At 62.1% G+C, this 14104-nt stretch carries 11 protein-coding genes; 7 read left to right on the top strand and 4 right to left on the bottom strand.

The genetic code is table 11. The features are described 5' to 3' along the window. Positions 1-248 precede the first annotated feature (248 nt). Both E5K04_RS08915 and E5K04_RS08910 read right to left on the bottom strand, forming a co-directional pair. A complete protein-coding gene (locus E5K04_RS08915; RefSeq protein WP_136553151.1) occupies positions 249-1592 on the bottom strand; it encodes an N-acetylmuramoyl-L-alanine amidase in 1344 nt (447 codons plus the stop codon). Between the two features lie 77 nt (positions 1593-1669). Then, positions 1670-2794 (bottom strand): hypothetical protein, encoded by a 1125-nt coding sequence (locus tag E5K04_RS08910; RefSeq protein ID WP_136553150.1) that lies wholly within the window; start codon positions 2792-2794, stop codon positions 1670-1672. A gap of 438 nt (positions 2795-3232) precedes the next feature. Between E5K04_RS08910 and E5K04_RS08905 the strand changes: the two genes are divergently transcribed. Next, the gene (locus E5K04_RS08905) at positions 3233-3505 is read left to right on the top strand and encodes a hypothetical protein (RefSeq protein ID WP_136553148.1); all 273 of its coding nucleotides are present in this window, start codon (positions 3233-3235) and stop codon (positions 3503-3505) included. 30 nt (positions 3506-3535) lie between these two features. Then, positions 3536-3859: a hypothetical protein gene (locus E5K04_RS08900; RefSeq protein WP_136553146.1), complete on the top strand. Its 324-nt coding sequence runs from the start codon at positions 3536-3538 to the stop codon at positions 3857-3859. 851 nt (positions 3860-4710) lie between these two features. Here E5K04_RS08900 and E5K04_RS08895 read toward each other — a convergent pair. Next, positions 4711-7524 carry a valine--tRNA ligase gene (locus E5K04_RS08895; RefSeq protein ID WP_136553144.1) on the bottom strand — a complete coding sequence of 938 codons (2814 nt, stop codon included), beginning with the start codon at positions 7522-7524 and terminating at the stop codon, positions 4711-4713. A 278-nt stretch (positions 7525-7802) separates the two neighbouring features. Between E5K04_RS08895 and sstT the strand changes: the two genes are divergently transcribed. Further along, positions 7803-9053, top strand: coding sequence for a serine/threonine transporter SstT (gene sstT, locus E5K04_RS08890; RefSeq protein WP_136553142.1), 1251 nt, complete (start codon positions 7803-7805; stop codon positions 9051-9053). Between the two features lie 76 nt (positions 9054-9129). Here the strand turns inward: sstT and E5K04_RS08885 are convergent, their stop codons facing one another. Beyond that, entirely contained in the window at positions 9130-9954 is an 825-nt protein-coding gene (locus E5K04_RS08885; RefSeq protein WP_136553141.1) for an SDR family oxidoreductase, read from the bottom strand. 98 nt (positions 9955-10052) lie between these two features. Here E5K04_RS08885 and E5K04_RS08880 point away from each other — a divergent pair, with 98 nt between their 5' ends. From E5K04_RS08880 to dxs, 4 genes are all read left to right on the top strand, one after another. After that, positions 10053-11030 carry a TerC family protein gene (locus E5K04_RS08880; protein ID WP_328591037.1) on the top strand — a complete coding sequence of 326 codons (978 nt, stop codon included), beginning with the start codon at positions 10053-10055 and terminating at the stop codon, positions 11028-11030. Between the two features lie 79 nt (positions 11031-11109). Continuing rightward, on the top strand, positions 11110-11343 hold the full coding sequence (locus E5K04_RS08875) for an exodeoxyribonuclease VII small subunit (protein ID WP_136553138.1): 234 nt from the start codon (positions 11110-11112) through the stop codon (positions 11341-11343). Next, on the top strand, positions 11333-12226 hold the full coding sequence (locus E5K04_RS08870; protein WP_136553136.1) for a farnesyl diphosphate synthase: 894 nt from the start codon (positions 11333-11335) through the stop codon (positions 12224-12226). The genes E5K04_RS08875 and E5K04_RS08870 overlap by 11 nt, the downstream gene beginning before the upstream one ends. A gap of 10 nt (positions 12227-12236) precedes the next feature. Next, entirely contained in the window at positions 12237-14090 is a 1854-nt protein-coding gene (gene dxs / locus E5K04_RS08865; protein ID WP_136553134.1) for a 1-deoxy-D-xylulose-5-phosphate synthase, read from the top strand. Positions 14091-14104: the final 14 nt, after the last annotated feature.

Below are 14104 nucleotides of genomic sequence, written 5' to 3'. Positions count from 1 at the left end.
CACCTCCTTGTGGCGCCTAGTGTGAGGCTCTCGTGGTGTCTAGGAAAGGAGGGGCGATTCACAGTTTCATTGCAGACGCTAACGTCTGACATCTCATATCTAGATTGAAAGTGAAATGAAGGTATGCCTAATGCCAAGCCTAAGCGGCGGGCATCTTCGGCCCGTCCGCTTTAGGCGATTGTTAGCCTGCCCTTTTTTCTTGTTGCGCCGCGAATATCACATGACTCCGCTTTATCGCAAGCCGGTGATCATCCGCTGGCCTTAAGCCAGTTACGGAGGGCGGGCATAGTGATCGAGAGAGCGCCGCCGGGGTCATTCTTCCGTCCGGGAGACACTTCGTCGTGGCCGAGCACGAGGTCATAGGAAAAGACGTCCGGCCTGTTGTGGCGGAGCCATTTCAGTACTTCTTTCAGAGTAGCTTCCTGTGCGTCGGTATACTTCTCGTACCAGCCCTCGACACGGTTGGCTTCATTAGGAACGAAACGTACTTGGTGCGGTAGCAGATCGTCCTCGGGCTTTGGAGTTTTCCCGCGCTCCTTGAGATATTTTTCCTCGTTGTACCACGGGCGGAAGTGGGCATCGTCGATCTTGTGGAGCTTGCCGGCGGCGCAGATTTCGATGCCGAGAAGGTATTGGCTGACGCCGCCACCGAGCGGAGGCCAACTGCTCTTTCCAGCATGGTATCCCCATTCATCCAAACGATGGTTCTGATAAAGGCCTCCATTTGGCGCGATAACGAGGTAGGCGAAGCCGTTCTTGATCCCGCTTGAAATGTCATTGATCGGATTGTCGCGGCCAGCAGTGAAGTGGACTATAGCTCCTTCGGGATAGCCCCTGCGATAGCGGCCTCGAGTTTTCATCGTGCCGCCCTCGTTCTTTTTGGCGAAGGGAATCCAAAGGTCTCCGGCGGGGGCCGCTGCCATGACAAATCCCGGGCTTTCGAGGTTCGCGCGGCTTGGGCGGTCTGTCTCGCCCGGAGCGAGATCGCTGCCTTCTGATGTCACAGAAATGGATACCCCGGAAGGTACAGCGGACGGATCGCTGGCGAGCAGGTCGAGAAACTCTTCCACGGCATCACGGCGCAACCAGTTGTGTATGTGCCCGTCCCGGATCGGGCCATGGTGACGAATGGTGCGACGGAGCAGTCTTGCGCAATATTCAATGGCGAGGTGATGATTGGCTTTCATCTGCCTCTGGAAACTTACGGGATCTGTCGAGCCCGCCTCGCGCTGGACAAGCTCACGCAACTCTGCACCAAAGTTCATGGAATTGGCGCTCACCTGAAAGATGCCCGCTTCGATTTCCACGGGGGTGTCCGAGTCGGGATTCGACTCGTCACGGCCCTCGTTCCAGTCCCAGGAGGATTCAAACCCACCGAGGACACGCAACACCTCAAGCATCACAGCGCGACGGTGCTGGTTGTTCTGCCAAGGACCGAGGATGTTCTTGACGCTGGAATAGATGTCACTCGCGCTATTCGGTGCGAAGACCTCTTCCGGGGCGACCTTTCCCCATGCGACGATCTCGTCGAGGAAGGCGATGGGAGCGCGTCCGCGGTTGTGGACGTGCTGGCGGGTAGCTGTGTAAGTCATAAAGAGCACCTCTTGTCGTTGAGGGACTAAATAAACAGCGGCTTAAATTTATTTTGGCGTATTGGCTAACGTTCAAGCTAAGCGGCGCGCCGCTTGCGGGGCGTCCGCTTGAGCGCAGGGTTAGGCGTAGTTCTTTGCCTCCACCACCAACCAAAGGTGGCAGTCACGAGTCCGGCAGCACCACCGAGTAGCCACTTCCAATACTTGTCAAAGTAATGATCGAATAGCCACCACATAGTCACTTGAACATCAATCTCACGCTGAAGGAGAATAACTTCATATGGCGGAGCAAAATCACTCGGAAGTATGGCTTTCGCTGTGAGCGTTAGTGGCAACTTCTCTCCGGGATGTTTCGGTGTGATGACCCAACTCCACATCGCACGCTCAGATGGATTAAGCGTCTTTCTAACCGGGGCTGAAGGCTCAATATCAAAGTCCCTCCCCGATAGAGAAGCCTCCATGACCGACGCCCATTTTGCCTCCCCACGGACTATGCGCGAAGCATCTTGTGGCGCAAGTTCTCTAATGCGATCTGCCAACTTTACTGCGTCGCCTTGGGGTTCAAGCAAAAGGTATATCGTGATTGGTTTTGCCACGGTAATTGGAGAAGGCGGGTTAAATGCATAAGCAGCTTTCTTAAGCGTGGCAAAGAACTCACCAATTCGATCCTGAAACGATCTAGTGGAATCTAGTGGCGGCGCTGTTGAATTTGATTGATTAGGTGGTCGTCGATTGAGATCTGTATTTGCTGAAGCGCCATTATTGAATGCGAGGTTCTCAATCGCCTTGCCCGTGTCTTGATCAGCCTTCTCGATTTCCATGATTTCCTTGACCGAACTCCAATCAAGAATTACTCCTGGCCCGCTCATCTCGGTGTAGGAGTGAATCGCCTCTTTGATTGTGCGGTGGGCGTTATCCAACCCTGCCCCAACGCCCGGAATGGTCATGCAAACGGGGTCGCCAATTAAGCTTCCGCCACACCCGAGGCGAATTGCTGCCGATGGATCACGAATTACTCTTGCAATTTCGGAATTGAGACCACCAAGCGGTTGTCCATGCTCTAGCTCCTTCACATCGATAGATTCCTTGGGGATACTCGGCTCTAGTTTCACCACATCCTCAGTCAGCTCGGGGGCGCTCGCACATCCGGCAAATAGGATAGCGAAGAGGACCAATGCGACACCCAGTTTGCTATTTCGCATCGGAACATTCCAATGGTGGCCATTTGGAACCAGCATGTTGTAGCGCCTAACGTGAAATATGCACCTTTGCAGGTGTATATTTGGTTTGCCTGTGTGTATAACCCGGTAAGCGATGTGAATGGCTCATTGTTTTGCAAGCCATCGGGGTTACCAGTGCCTGAAAGTACACAGCCGGATGGAACTGCAACGCCACGCCTGCCCACTGTGCTGCACAGGCGTTGCGGAACTGGCGATTCAACCTAGGTGCCGAGAAGTGGTATGTCAACCCTGTGCCGCGCATTTTGCGCTTACACCATCATCGACACGCTCGCGAAATGGGAGGCAGAGGAGGCTACGCCAGGATTATCCAGATATTGGCAACTGGATTTTTGAGCGATTTCACCTACCCTATACACATCGTGCCCGCCGCAAGAGATGCGCATTTACCAGGGGAATTCCATGCACGACATCAAGACCTTCATCAACACGCCACTCAACGAACTTAAAAAGATGAGTATCGGCGAAAAGGTGGAACTGTTGACCTACAAGAAAGACCGCAAGATCGTCATCACCAAACAGGATCAGGGTACCTTTCACGTCGTCGAGGACGGGTTTGAGCACAAGGAATTCAAGAACATCGAGGCGGCCAAACTGGAACACCTACTCAAGCAACTGAAGTCGGTCGAGTTTCCGAAGAACCGCAAGTACTACATGGTGAAGCACATGCTTTGATGTATTCCCCCCAGCAAAGCGAACATAGCCATGCCCTGCACCGTCACCATCGACCCCAACAAGTATATCCAGCGCTTCTTCGGCAAACACAGCCAGCTTGAGGCAGACATCCGGCACAACATCCAGCACACCCTGCCCGAAATCATCGAACACCGCCCCCACAAGATCAAACCGGCCTACCACCTGAAAAGGGGCAACCGCACCATCCTCGAATACAAGATCGTGGTGGGCAGCCACAACTTCCGCGCCGCATACACGCAGGACGGCGAACAGGTCGAACTGTTCTACATCACCAGCACGACGATCAAACGGGAATTCGTGAAAGAACTGGCCGGCACGACGCTGGTCGATTGAACCTGGATTGATAGCTCGTAGGGTGGGTTAGGCCATAGGCCGTAACCCACCGACTCTTTGCAAGCCAGAATACCTTGGTGGGTTACGCCGCATTTCCTCGCACCGCTACGCTTGCCGCGCTCGGTCAGCGGCTAACCCTCCCTACCAAGCGCAACGATCCAGCCACATCAATGGGGAGCCACCCCAAAGCCCGTAGCCGCGAGCCGCGGCGAAGCTGGCCGCCAAGGTTTTAAGCCGCCTCCTGTTTGAGCGGATCGCGGTAGCGATCTGCGAGTTAGGCGGCGCCTTGGCGGGCGGCTTTGGCGCGGGGTTTCGAGGCGGCTCCGGGTCGCCTTTTCTTTCGGTCATTTCTTTTGGCGAGACAAAAGAAATGACCCCGTCCGCATTCCCTCGCGCCGCTTCGCTTTCCGCGCTCGGGCAGCGCAGGCGGCTGGAAATGGCGTCCGCGAAGCGGACACCACCCGCCCCCCGCCCATCACGAAGGCAAGGTGTGACAGCGATAGCCGCCTAATCGATTACCCAGAGCTTAAGAACCAACAAATATGAGCGAACGTGTTGCGGCGCAGCAATTCATGGCTAGAATATTGCCTCTTTGCATCCATTTTTACTCATGAGGATTCATCAATGGTCTCGCCACACGATGTAGACGACTGGCAGGATGCCGGTTACGAACAGCCACAACCCTGATTGCCCCGCCATTGCCACCGCCCACAAGGGTGGCGATTTGTTTTGCCCGCCCAGAAGTTTCACACGGGGCCCTCGCGGCACAGCAGCAAGACCGGGGGCGGCCGGCCCAAATAAAAAAACCCGCCCTCCGAAGAGAGCGGGTTTTTCGATACGGCGGTTAACGCTTAGGCGAGCTTGTCCAGTTGCGCCTTCAGCTTGGCGAGCTTGTCGCTGAAGTCCGCCAGTTGCGCGCGGTCGCGCTCGACCAGGTGCGCCGGTGCCTTGTCGACGTAGCCCGGCTTCTCCAGCTTGGCGGACAGCTTGCCGATCTCGACCTCGGTCTTGCCGATTTCCTTGGTCAGGCGCGCGGTTTCCGCTGCCTTGTCGATCTCGACCTTCAGCATCAGGCGCGCGTCGCCCGAGATCGCCACCGGCGCGTCGTCTTCCGGTAGTTTGGCGACGATGCTGCCCTCGGTCAGGCGGCACAGCAGGCGCAGGTAAGGCACGAACTCGGCGAACGAGGCGTCGCCCTCGATGAACAGCGGCGCCTTCACCGACGGGCCGAGGTTCATCTCGCCACGCAGGTTGCGGATCGCGTTGACCATGTCCTTGAACGCGTCCATGCGGGCGTTGGCTTCCGCGTCGACCTTGTCCATCTGCGCGACGGGCCACGGCGCGACCATCAGCGAATCGGTCTTCTTCGCGTTGGCGAGCGGCGCCACCGTCTGCCACAGCTCTTCGCTGATGAAGGGCATGATCGGGTGGATCAGGCGCAGCGCGACTTCCAGCACGCGCACCAGCGTGCGGCGGGTGGCGCGCTGCTGCGCTTCGTTGCCGTTAGCGATCTGCACCTTGGCCAGTTCCACGTACCAGTCGCAGTACTCGTTCCACATGAACTCGTAGATGGTCTGCGCGGCGAGGTCGAAGCGGTAGGTGTCCAGCGCCTGGGTGACGTCGGCCTCGGCCTGCTGCAGGCGGCCGATGATCCACTGGTCGACGAAGCTGTATTCCAGCGGCAGCGACTCGTCCTGGCCGCAGTCCTTGCCCTCGACGTTCATCATCACGAAGCGGGTCGCGTTCCACAGCTTGTTGCAGAAGTTGCGGTAGCCTTCGGCACGCTTGAAGTCGAAGTTGACCGAGCGGCCGAGCGACGCGTAGCTCGCCATGGTGAAGCGCAGCGCGTCGGTGCCGTAGGCCGGGATGCCTTCGGGGAACAGCTTCTCGGTGGCCTTGACGATCTGCGGCGCCTTCTCCGGGCGGCGCAGGCCGGTGGTGCGCTTCTCGGTGAGGCGGGCAAGGTCGATACCGTCGATCAGATCGACCGGGTCGATCACGTTGCCTTCGGACTTCGACATCTTCTTGCCTTCGTGGTCGCGCACGATGCCGTGGATGTATACATCCTTGAACGGCACCTTGCCCAGGAAGTGGGTCGTCATCATGATCATGCGCGCGACCCAGAAGAAGATGATCTCGTAGCCGGTCACCAGCACCTGCGAGGGCACGAAGGCCTTGAGTTCCGGCGTCTCGGCCGGCCAGCCCAGGCTGGAGAACGGCACCAGCGCGGACGAGAACCAGGTGTCGAGCACGTCGTCGTCACGGCGCAGCGCCTTGCCGCCGGCCTTGGCGCGCGCTTCTTCCTCGCTGCGGGCGACGTAGACCTTGCCGTCTTCGTCGTACCACGCCGGGATCTGGTGGCCCCACCACAGCTGGCGGCTGATGCACCAGTCCTGGATGTTGTTCATCCACTGGTTGTAGGTGTTGACCCAGTTCTCCGGCACGAAGCGCACTTCACCCGACTCGACCGCGTCGATCGCCTTCTGGGTGATGCTCTTGCCGGTGGGGTCGCCCTCGCCCACCTTGCTCATCGCGACGAACCACTGGTCGGTCAGCAGCGGCTCGATCACCGAGCCGGTACGGTCGCCACGCGGCACCATCAGCTTGTGCGGCTTGGTTTCCACCAGCAGGCCGGCGGCTTCCAGGTCGGCCAGCACAGCCTTGCGGGCGTCGGCGGTGGACAGGCCCGCGTAGGCCGCCGGCAGCGCGATGCGGCCCATGTCGGTGCCGTCGAAGGCGAACACTTCGGCATCACTCAGGATGGTCGCGTCCAGCGCCATCACGTTGATCAGCACTGTTGCGTGGCGCTTGCCGACCTGATAGTCGTTGAAGTCGTGCGCCGGAGTGATCTTCACGAAGCCGGTGCCGAAGGCGGCGTCGACGTAGTCGTCGACGATCACCGGGATGGTGCGGCCGGTCAGCGGCAGCTCAAGCTCTCTGCCGACCAGGTGCTGGTAGCGCTCGTCGGTCGGGTTGATGGCGACGGCGACGTCACCCAACAGCGTCTCCGGACGGGTGGTGGCGACGATCACTTCGTCGTCGGCGCCGACCACCGGGTAGCGGATGTGCCACATCTTGCCGTCTTCTTCCTCGGAGACCACTTCGAGGTCGGATACGGCGGTCCCCAGTTTCGGGTCCCAGTTAACGAGGCGCTTGCCGCGGTAGATCAGGCCCTGCTCGAACAGGCGCACGAACACCTCGGTCACCGCGGTCGACATCTTGTCGTCCATGGTGAAGTATTCCTTGTCCCAGTCGACCGAGCAGCCGACGCGGCGCATCTGGCTGGTGATGGTGCCGCCGGACTTTTCCTTCCACTCCCATACCTTGGAGATGAACGCGTCGCGGCCCAGGTCGTGGCGGGAGACGCCCTGCTCGGCGAGCTGGCGTTCGACGACGATCTGGGTGGCGATGCCCGCGTGGTCGGTGCCCGGCACCCACAGCGTGTTGTCGCCCTTCATCCGGTAGTAGCGGGTCAGGCCATCCATGATGGTCTGGTTGAAGGCGTGGCCCATGTGCAGCGTGCCGGTGACGTTCGGCGGCGGCAGCTGGATGCAGAACGAGGGCTGCGCTTCGTTCATGCTCGGCTTGAAGTAGCCGGCCTTGTCCCACACGTCGTACCAGCGGCGTTCGATGTCGCCCGGTTCAAAGCTCTTGGCAAGTTCCATGGTCGTTTTCGGTGTCTTGTTATGCGCGAAAAAATGGGGCGATTATAACCCGCCCGCCCCCCTGCCGTCTTGCCGGCGCCCGAAACGCGTGTCGCAAACCCGTAATTGCATATCGCATATCGTATACAACTACTTCCAATTTTTCTTATTTAGCGGATAGACTAACCGCTCCCATCCAGCCACCCCCTCAGCATGGGCGGCGGCGGGAACACCAATAAAAAAGATCCGGACCAATAGAGGTGCGCCCAGCGCACGAGATAGAGAGGAACGTCCCCATCATGCAAGAGAAGCAACATCCCCTGCTGCGCTACCTGATGCACGGCTCGCTGGTCAGCCAGATCATGATCGGCCTGGTGGCCGGCATCGCGCTGACCGTGTTCGCGCCGTCGGCAGCCAAGTCGGCCGGGCTATTGGGTTCGCTGTTCATCAGCGCGCTCAAGGCCGTCGCGCCGGTCCTGGTGTTCGTGCTGGTCGCCTCGTCGATCGCCAACCACAAGAAGGGCCAGCCGACCAATATCCGCCCCATCCTGGTGCTGTACCTGTTGGGCACCTTCGCAGCCGCCTTGGTCGCGGTACTGATGAGCTTCGCCTTCCCGACCGTGCTGACGCTGGCCACCCATAGCGGCGACCTCACCCCGCCCGGCGGCATCGGCGAGGTGCTGAAGACGCTGCTCTTGAACGTGGTCGACAACCCGGTCAACGCCGTCCTCAAGGCCAACTTCATCGGCATCCTGGCCTGGGCGATCGCGCTGGGGCTGGCCCTGCGCCACGCGTCGGAGACCACCAAGCAGGTCGCACATGACCTCTCCTACGGCGTAACCTTCATCGTCCACGTGGTGATCCGCTTCGCGCCGCTGGGCATCTTCGGCCTCGTCTCGTCGACCATCGCCGAAACCGGCTTCGACGCGCTGTACGGCTACGCGCAGCTGTTGGCCGTATTGCTTGGCAGCATGCTGCTGGTCGCGCTGGTGCTCAACCCGCTGATCGTGTTCTGGAAGATCCGTCGCAACCCGTTCCCGCTGGTCTTCACCTGCCTGAAGGAAAGCGGCATCACCGCCTTCTTCACCCGCAGCTCGGCCGCCAACATCCCGGTCAACATGGAACTGTGCGAGAAGCTCGGCCTGCATGAAGACACCTACTCGGTGTCGATCCCGCTGGGCGCAACCATCAACATGGCCGGTGCTGCCATCACCATCACCGTGCTGACCCTCGCTGCCGTGCACACGTTGGGCATCACCGTCGACATCCCGACCGCGCTGTTGCTGTCGGTGGTCGCCGCGGTATGCGCATGCGGCGCCTCGGGCGTCGCCGGTGGCTCGCTGCTGTTGATCCCGCTGGCGTGCAGCCTGTTCGGCATCCCGGGCGACATCGCGATGCAGGTGATCGCGGTCGGCTTCATCATCGGCGTGCTGCAGGATTCGGCCGAGACCGCGCTCAACTCGTCGACCGACGTGCTGTTCACCGCCGCCGCGTGCATCGCCGAGGAAGAGGCGCAGGCAGGCGCGGTCGCCAGCGCCGCCAAGGCCTAAGCCCTACAACAAGAAGCAGTACCCGGGTCCCATCCGGCCAAAGCAAAGCCCCGCCTTTTCGGCGGGGCTTTTTGCGTCAGGCCGCCCGGCTCAGCAAGGCGTCCAGCCAGCGCGTCGGCAGCACTCGCTTCAAGTACCAGAAGAGGTGCGTCGGCACCGTCACCCGGTAGCGCGCGGCCGGGTGCCTCGCAGCCAGCGCGCGGCGCACGCTATCTAGCACCGCCGACTCGGGCAAGGTAAACGGCGCCGCCGGCCCCGGCTTTTGCAGCCGTTCGAGCTGGGCCTGGTACGCGGCGCGGTGCGCGCTCGCGTCGATGTCGACGTTGGCGAGGAAGCGCTCGAGCGCGTTGGCGCGAAAGCGGCTGACGATCGGCCCCGGCTCGATCAGGCTGACGAACACGCCCGAGCCGTCCAGTTCCAGCCGCAGCGTGTCGCACAGCCCTTCCATCGCGTACTTGGAGGCGTTGTACGCGCCGCGCCACTTCATCGCGGCGAAGCCCAGCACCGAGCTGTTGAACAGGATGCGGCCATGCCCCTGCGCGCGCATCGCCGGCAGCACGGCGGCGCACAGCGCCCACGCGCCAAACAGGTTGGTCTCGAACTGCGCGCGCAGCGCGCCGCGCGTGATGTCCTCGCACGCGCCGGGCTGGCCGAAGCCCGCGTTATTGAAGAGGGCGTCGAGCCTGCCGCCGGCCCTTTCCAGCACTTCGGCGACGCAGACACGAATGCTTTCGTCGTCGTCGACGTCTAGCCTTAAGGCTTCGAGCCCTTCGGCGGCCAGCCGCTCGACGTCTGCCTGCTTGCGGCAGGTCGCGAACACCCGCCAGCCCTCGTTTTTCAGGCCGTGCGCGACCGCGTAGCCGATCCCGCTCGAACATCCGCTAATCAGGATGGATTTCATCGTTTTACAATCTATGCGTTTTTGCTACTAGCCAGAGCGCGCACACTACACCAAAATACGCGCCCGCAATACCACGCAACGCTTACAGGGGTTTGATCATGCAGCAGGCCATGCCGGACATCGGCTCGCCGTTCTTTTACGGTGTCTTCTTCGTCGCCGTCCTGGTGATGCTCGCCATCGATATCGTCGCGCTCAACAAGCAAGGCGCGCACAAGGTCAGCGCGAAGGAAGCGCTCGGCTGGTCGGCGGTCTGGGTGAGCGTCGCCCTCGCCTTCGCCGCCTGGCTCTACTGGGACCTGAAGATGGACCCGGCGTTCGGGGAAGTGATCGCTCACGAGAAGACGCTGGAGTTCCTGACCGGCTACGTGATCGAGAAGTCGCTCGCGGTCGACAACATCTTCGTGTTCCTGATGATCTTCGCCTACTTCAAGGTGCCGCCCGAATACCAGCGCCGCGTGCTGGTCTACGGCGTGTTCGGCGCGATCGTGCTGCGCGCGGTGATGGTCGGCGTCGGCGCCGCGCTGGTGAAGGAATTTGCATGGGTGCTGTACATCTTCGGCGCCTTCCTGGTGTTCACCGGCTTGAAGATGATGCTGCCGGAAAAGGACGAGGAAGCCGATTTTTCGGACAACCCCATCCTCAAGTTCGTGCGCCGCCATATGCGCGTCACGCAAGAGCTGCACGGCGAGAAGTTCTTCATCATGAAGGACGGCATCCGCTACGCGACGCCGATGTTCCTGGTGCTGGTGATGATCGAGCTCTCCGACGTGGTGTTCGCGGTCGACAGCATCCCGGCGATCTTCGCGGTGACCACCGACCCCTTCATCGTGCTGACCTCGAACATCTTCGCGATCCTCGGCCTGCGCGCGATGTACTTCCTGCTCGCCGACGTCGCCGACCGCTTCCACCTGCTGAAATACGGCCTGGCGGTGGTGCTCACCTTCATCGGCTGCAAGATGCTGATCGTCAAGGTGTTCCACATCCCGACCGCGATCTCGCTGGGCGTGGTGTTCGTGGTGATCGCAAGCTCGGTGGTGCTGTCGCTGATCTTCCCGCGCAAGCAGAAGGCCGCGTAAAGTCGCCCGGCCTCGCTAGGCAGGTCTCTTCATGCGCCCTACAATGGGCGCCAGACGGTTTTTTGCCAAAGGAATGCACATGGCCAGAGCACCGAAGAGCGCCGCGACTTTCGAGACGGCGCTCGCCCAGCTCGAGGAGATCATCCACGCGATGGAAAGCGGCGACATGCCGCTGGAGAGCGCGCTTTCCTCGTACAAGCAGGGCACCGAGCTGATCAAGTTCTGCCAGGCCAAGCTTGCCGACGCCGAACAGCAGCTGAAGATTTTGGAAAACGAAGAACTCAAACCGCTGGACCTGCCCGATGCCGGCTGACACCTTTACCGGCTGGATGACCGCCATCCAGCAGCAGACCGAACAGACGCTGGCCGCCCTGCTGCCCGCCGAGGGCGCGCACCCGCGCGCGCTGCACGAGGCGATGCGCTACAGCACCCTGGGCGGCGGCAAGCGTGTGCGACCGCTGCTGGTTTTCGCCGCAGGCGAAGCCGCCGGCGGCGCGCCCGAAACGCTTGCACCGCTGGCGGCGGCTGTCGAGTGCGTGCACGTCTATTCGCTGATCCACGACGATTTGCCGTGCATGGACGACGACGTGTTGCGCCGCGGCAAGCCGACCTGCCACGTCGCTTACGGCGAGGCGACCGCGCTGTTGGCCGGTGACGCGCTGCAGACACTGGCGTTCGACATCGTCAGCCGCCCGCTGGCTGGCGTCGCGCCCGCGCGGCAATTGATGATGGCAGGCACGCTCGCCCGCGCCGCGGGACACGCCGGCATGGCCGGCGGCCAGGCGATCGACCTGGCTGCCGTCGGCCAGTCGCTCGAATTGCCCGAGCTCGAATACATGCACCTGATGAAGACCGGCGCGCTGATCCGCGCGTCGGTCGGCCTCGGTGCCCTGGCCGGCGACATCGACGACGAGGCGCGCGCGTGCCTCGACCATTTTGCCAAGTGCATGGGGCTCGCCTTCCAGGTGGTCGACGACGTGCTCGACGTCGACGCCGACAGCCAGGCGCTCGGCAAGACCGCCGGCAAGGACGCCGCCCATGACAAACCGACTTACGTGAGCCTGTTGGGATTAGCCCGTGCCCGTGAATTTGCCCGTGAACTCTACGACGACGCCATCCGCGCCGTCGAACCCTTTGGCGCAGACGCCCGCCGCCTGCGCGAACTGGCCGACTACATTGTCGAACGCTCCTTCTGAGGCCGCCTTGATGACGACCGCCCTGCTCGACACCATCGACACCCCGGCCGACTTGCGCCGGCTGCCGCGCGAGGCGCTACCCAAGGTCGCCGGCGAGCTGCGCGACTTCCTGGTCGAGTCGGTCAGCAAGACCGGCGGCCACTTCTCGTCCAACCTGGGCAGCATCGAGCTGACCGTCGCGCTGCACTATGTGTACGACACGCCGGACGACCGCCTGGTATGGGACGTCGGCCACCAGACCTACCCGCACAAGATCCTGACCGGGCGCAAGGCGCGCATGAACAGCATGCGCCAGCAAGGCGGCCTCGCCGGCTTCCCCAAGCGCGAAGAGTCGCCGTACGACACCTTCGGCGTCGGCCACAGCTCGACCAGCATCGGCGCGGCGCTGGGCATGGCCGTCGCGGCCAAGGCGCAAAAAAGCGAGCGGCGCTGCGTCGCCATCATCGGCGACGGCGCGCTGACCGCCGGCCAGGCCTTCGAGGCGCTGAACAACGCCGGCGCGATGGACACCAACTTGCTGGTGATCCTCAACGACAACGAAATGTCGATCTCGCCTAACGTCGGCGCGCTCAACAACTACCTCGCCCGTCTGCTCTCCAGCCGCTTCTACAGCACGGTGCGCCAGCAGTCGAACAAGGTGCTCAAGGGCTTCGCACCTCCGCTGCGCGACCTGGCCAGCAAGGTCGAGGAGTACGCCAAGGGGATGCTGACGCCGGGCACGCTGTTCGAGGAATTCGGCTTCAACTACATCGGCCCGATCGACGGGCACGACTTGAACGTGCTGGTCGACACCCTCTCCAACATCCGCAAGCTGAAGGGCCCACAGTTCCTGCACGTGGTCACCAGGAAGGGCCAGGGCTACAAGCTCGCCGAGAACGACCCGACCGCCTACCACGGCGTGTCGCGCTTCGACCCGGTGGCGGGCCTTGCCAGCGGCAAGGGCGGTGGCAAGCCCAGCTACACGCAGGTGTTCGGCGACTGGATCTGCGACATGGCGAAGAAGGACCACCGCCTGGTCGGCATCACGCCGGCGATGCGCGAGGGTTCGGGCCTGGTGCGCTTCGAGCGCGAGCACCCCGAGCGCTACTTCGACGTCGCGATCGCCGAGCAGCACGCGGTGACTTTCGCCGCCGGCATGGCGTGCGACGGCATGAAGCCGGTGGTCGCAATCTACTCGACCTTTTTGCAGCGCGCGTACGACCAGCTGATCCACGACGTCGCGCTGCAGAACCTGCCGGTGCTGTTCGCGATCGACCGCGCGGGCCTGGTCGGCGCCGACGGCCCGACCCACGCCGGGGCGTTCGACCTCTCCTTCCTGCGCTGCATCCCGAACATGACGGTGATGGCGCCGTCCGACGAGAACGAGTGCCGGCAGATGCTGTACACCGCCTATCAGCTGGAGTCGCCGACTGCGGTGCGCTACCCGAGGGGCAGCGGCTGTGGCGCAGAGATCCAGACCGAGATGACGGCGCTGCCGATTGGCCGCGGCGTCGTGCGCCGCCAGGGGCAAAGGATCGCGATCCTCGCCTTCGGCTCGATGGTCGCACCATCGCTCGCCGCGGCCGAGGCGCTCGACGCGACGGTCGCCGACATGCGCTTCGTCAAGCCGCTGGACGAGGCGCTGGTGCGCGAGCTTGCGCAAAGCCACGACCTTCTCGTCACTGTGGAAGAAAACGTGGTGATGGGCGGCGCGGGTTCGGCCTGCCTGGAAGCGATCGCGGCGGCCGGCCTGCCTGCCAACTGCCTGCAACTGGGGCTGCCCGACGACTACGTCGAGCACGGCGACCACGCCAGGCTGCTCGCCGGACTGGGGCTGGATAGCGCCGGCATCGAGGCGGCGATCCGCGCGCGCCTGAGTTCCTGACCGGAGACGCGGCC

Origin of the sequence: Crenobacter intestini (genome assembly GCF_004919095.1) — a bacterium.
Classification (GTDB): Bacteria; Pseudomonadota; Gammaproteobacteria; order Burkholderiales; family Chromobacteriaceae; genus Craterilacuibacter; species Craterilacuibacter intestini.
Note: the sequence above shows the minus strand (reverse complement) of the source record. Positions and strands in the feature narration are given on the sequence as shown.

What these genes read in the sequence shown, in the direction of transcription:
- E5K04_RS08915 (WP_136553151.1), bottom strand. Translation starts at nt 1,592, where the DNA reads ATGACTTACACAGCTACCCGCCAGCACGTCCACAACCGCGGACGCGCT.
- E5K04_RS08910 (WP_136553150.1), bottom strand. Translation starts at nt 2,794, where the DNA reads ATGCGAAATAGCAAACTGGGTGTCGCATTGGTCCTCTTCGCTATCCTA.
- E5K04_RS08905 (WP_136553148.1), top strand. Translation starts at nt 3,233, where the DNA reads ATGCACGACATCAAGACCTTCATCAACACGCCACTCAACGAACTTAAA.
- E5K04_RS08900 (WP_136553146.1), top strand. Translation starts at nt 3,536, where the DNA reads ATGCCCTGCACCGTCACCATCGACCCCAACAAGTATATCCAGCGCTTC.
- E5K04_RS08895 (WP_136553144.1), bottom strand. Translation starts at nt 7,524, where the DNA reads ATGGAACTTGCCAAGAGCTTTGAACCGGGCGACATCGAACGCCGCTGG.
- sstT (WP_136553142.1), top strand. Translation starts at nt 7,803, where the DNA reads ATGCAAGAGAAGCAACATCCCCTGCTGCGCTACCTGATGCACGGCTCG.
- E5K04_RS08885 (WP_136553141.1), bottom strand. Translation starts at nt 9,954, where the DNA reads ATGAAATCCATCCTGATTAGCGGATGTTCGAGCGGGATCGGCTACGCG.
- E5K04_RS08880 (WP_328591037.1), top strand. Translation starts at nt 10,053, where the DNA reads ATGCAGCAGGCCATGCCGGACATCGGCTCGCCGTTCTTTTACGGTGTC.
- E5K04_RS08875 (WP_136553138.1), top strand. Translation starts at nt 11,110, where the DNA reads ATGGCCAGAGCACCGAAGAGCGCCGCGACTTTCGAGACGGCGCTCGCC.
- E5K04_RS08870 (WP_136553136.1), top strand. Translation starts at nt 11,333, where the DNA reads ATGCCGGCTGACACCTTTACCGGCTGGATGACCGCCATCCAGCAGCAG.
- dxs (WP_136553134.1), top strand. Translation starts at nt 12,237, where the DNA reads ATGACGACCGCCCTGCTCGACACCATCGACACCCCGGCCGACTTGCGC.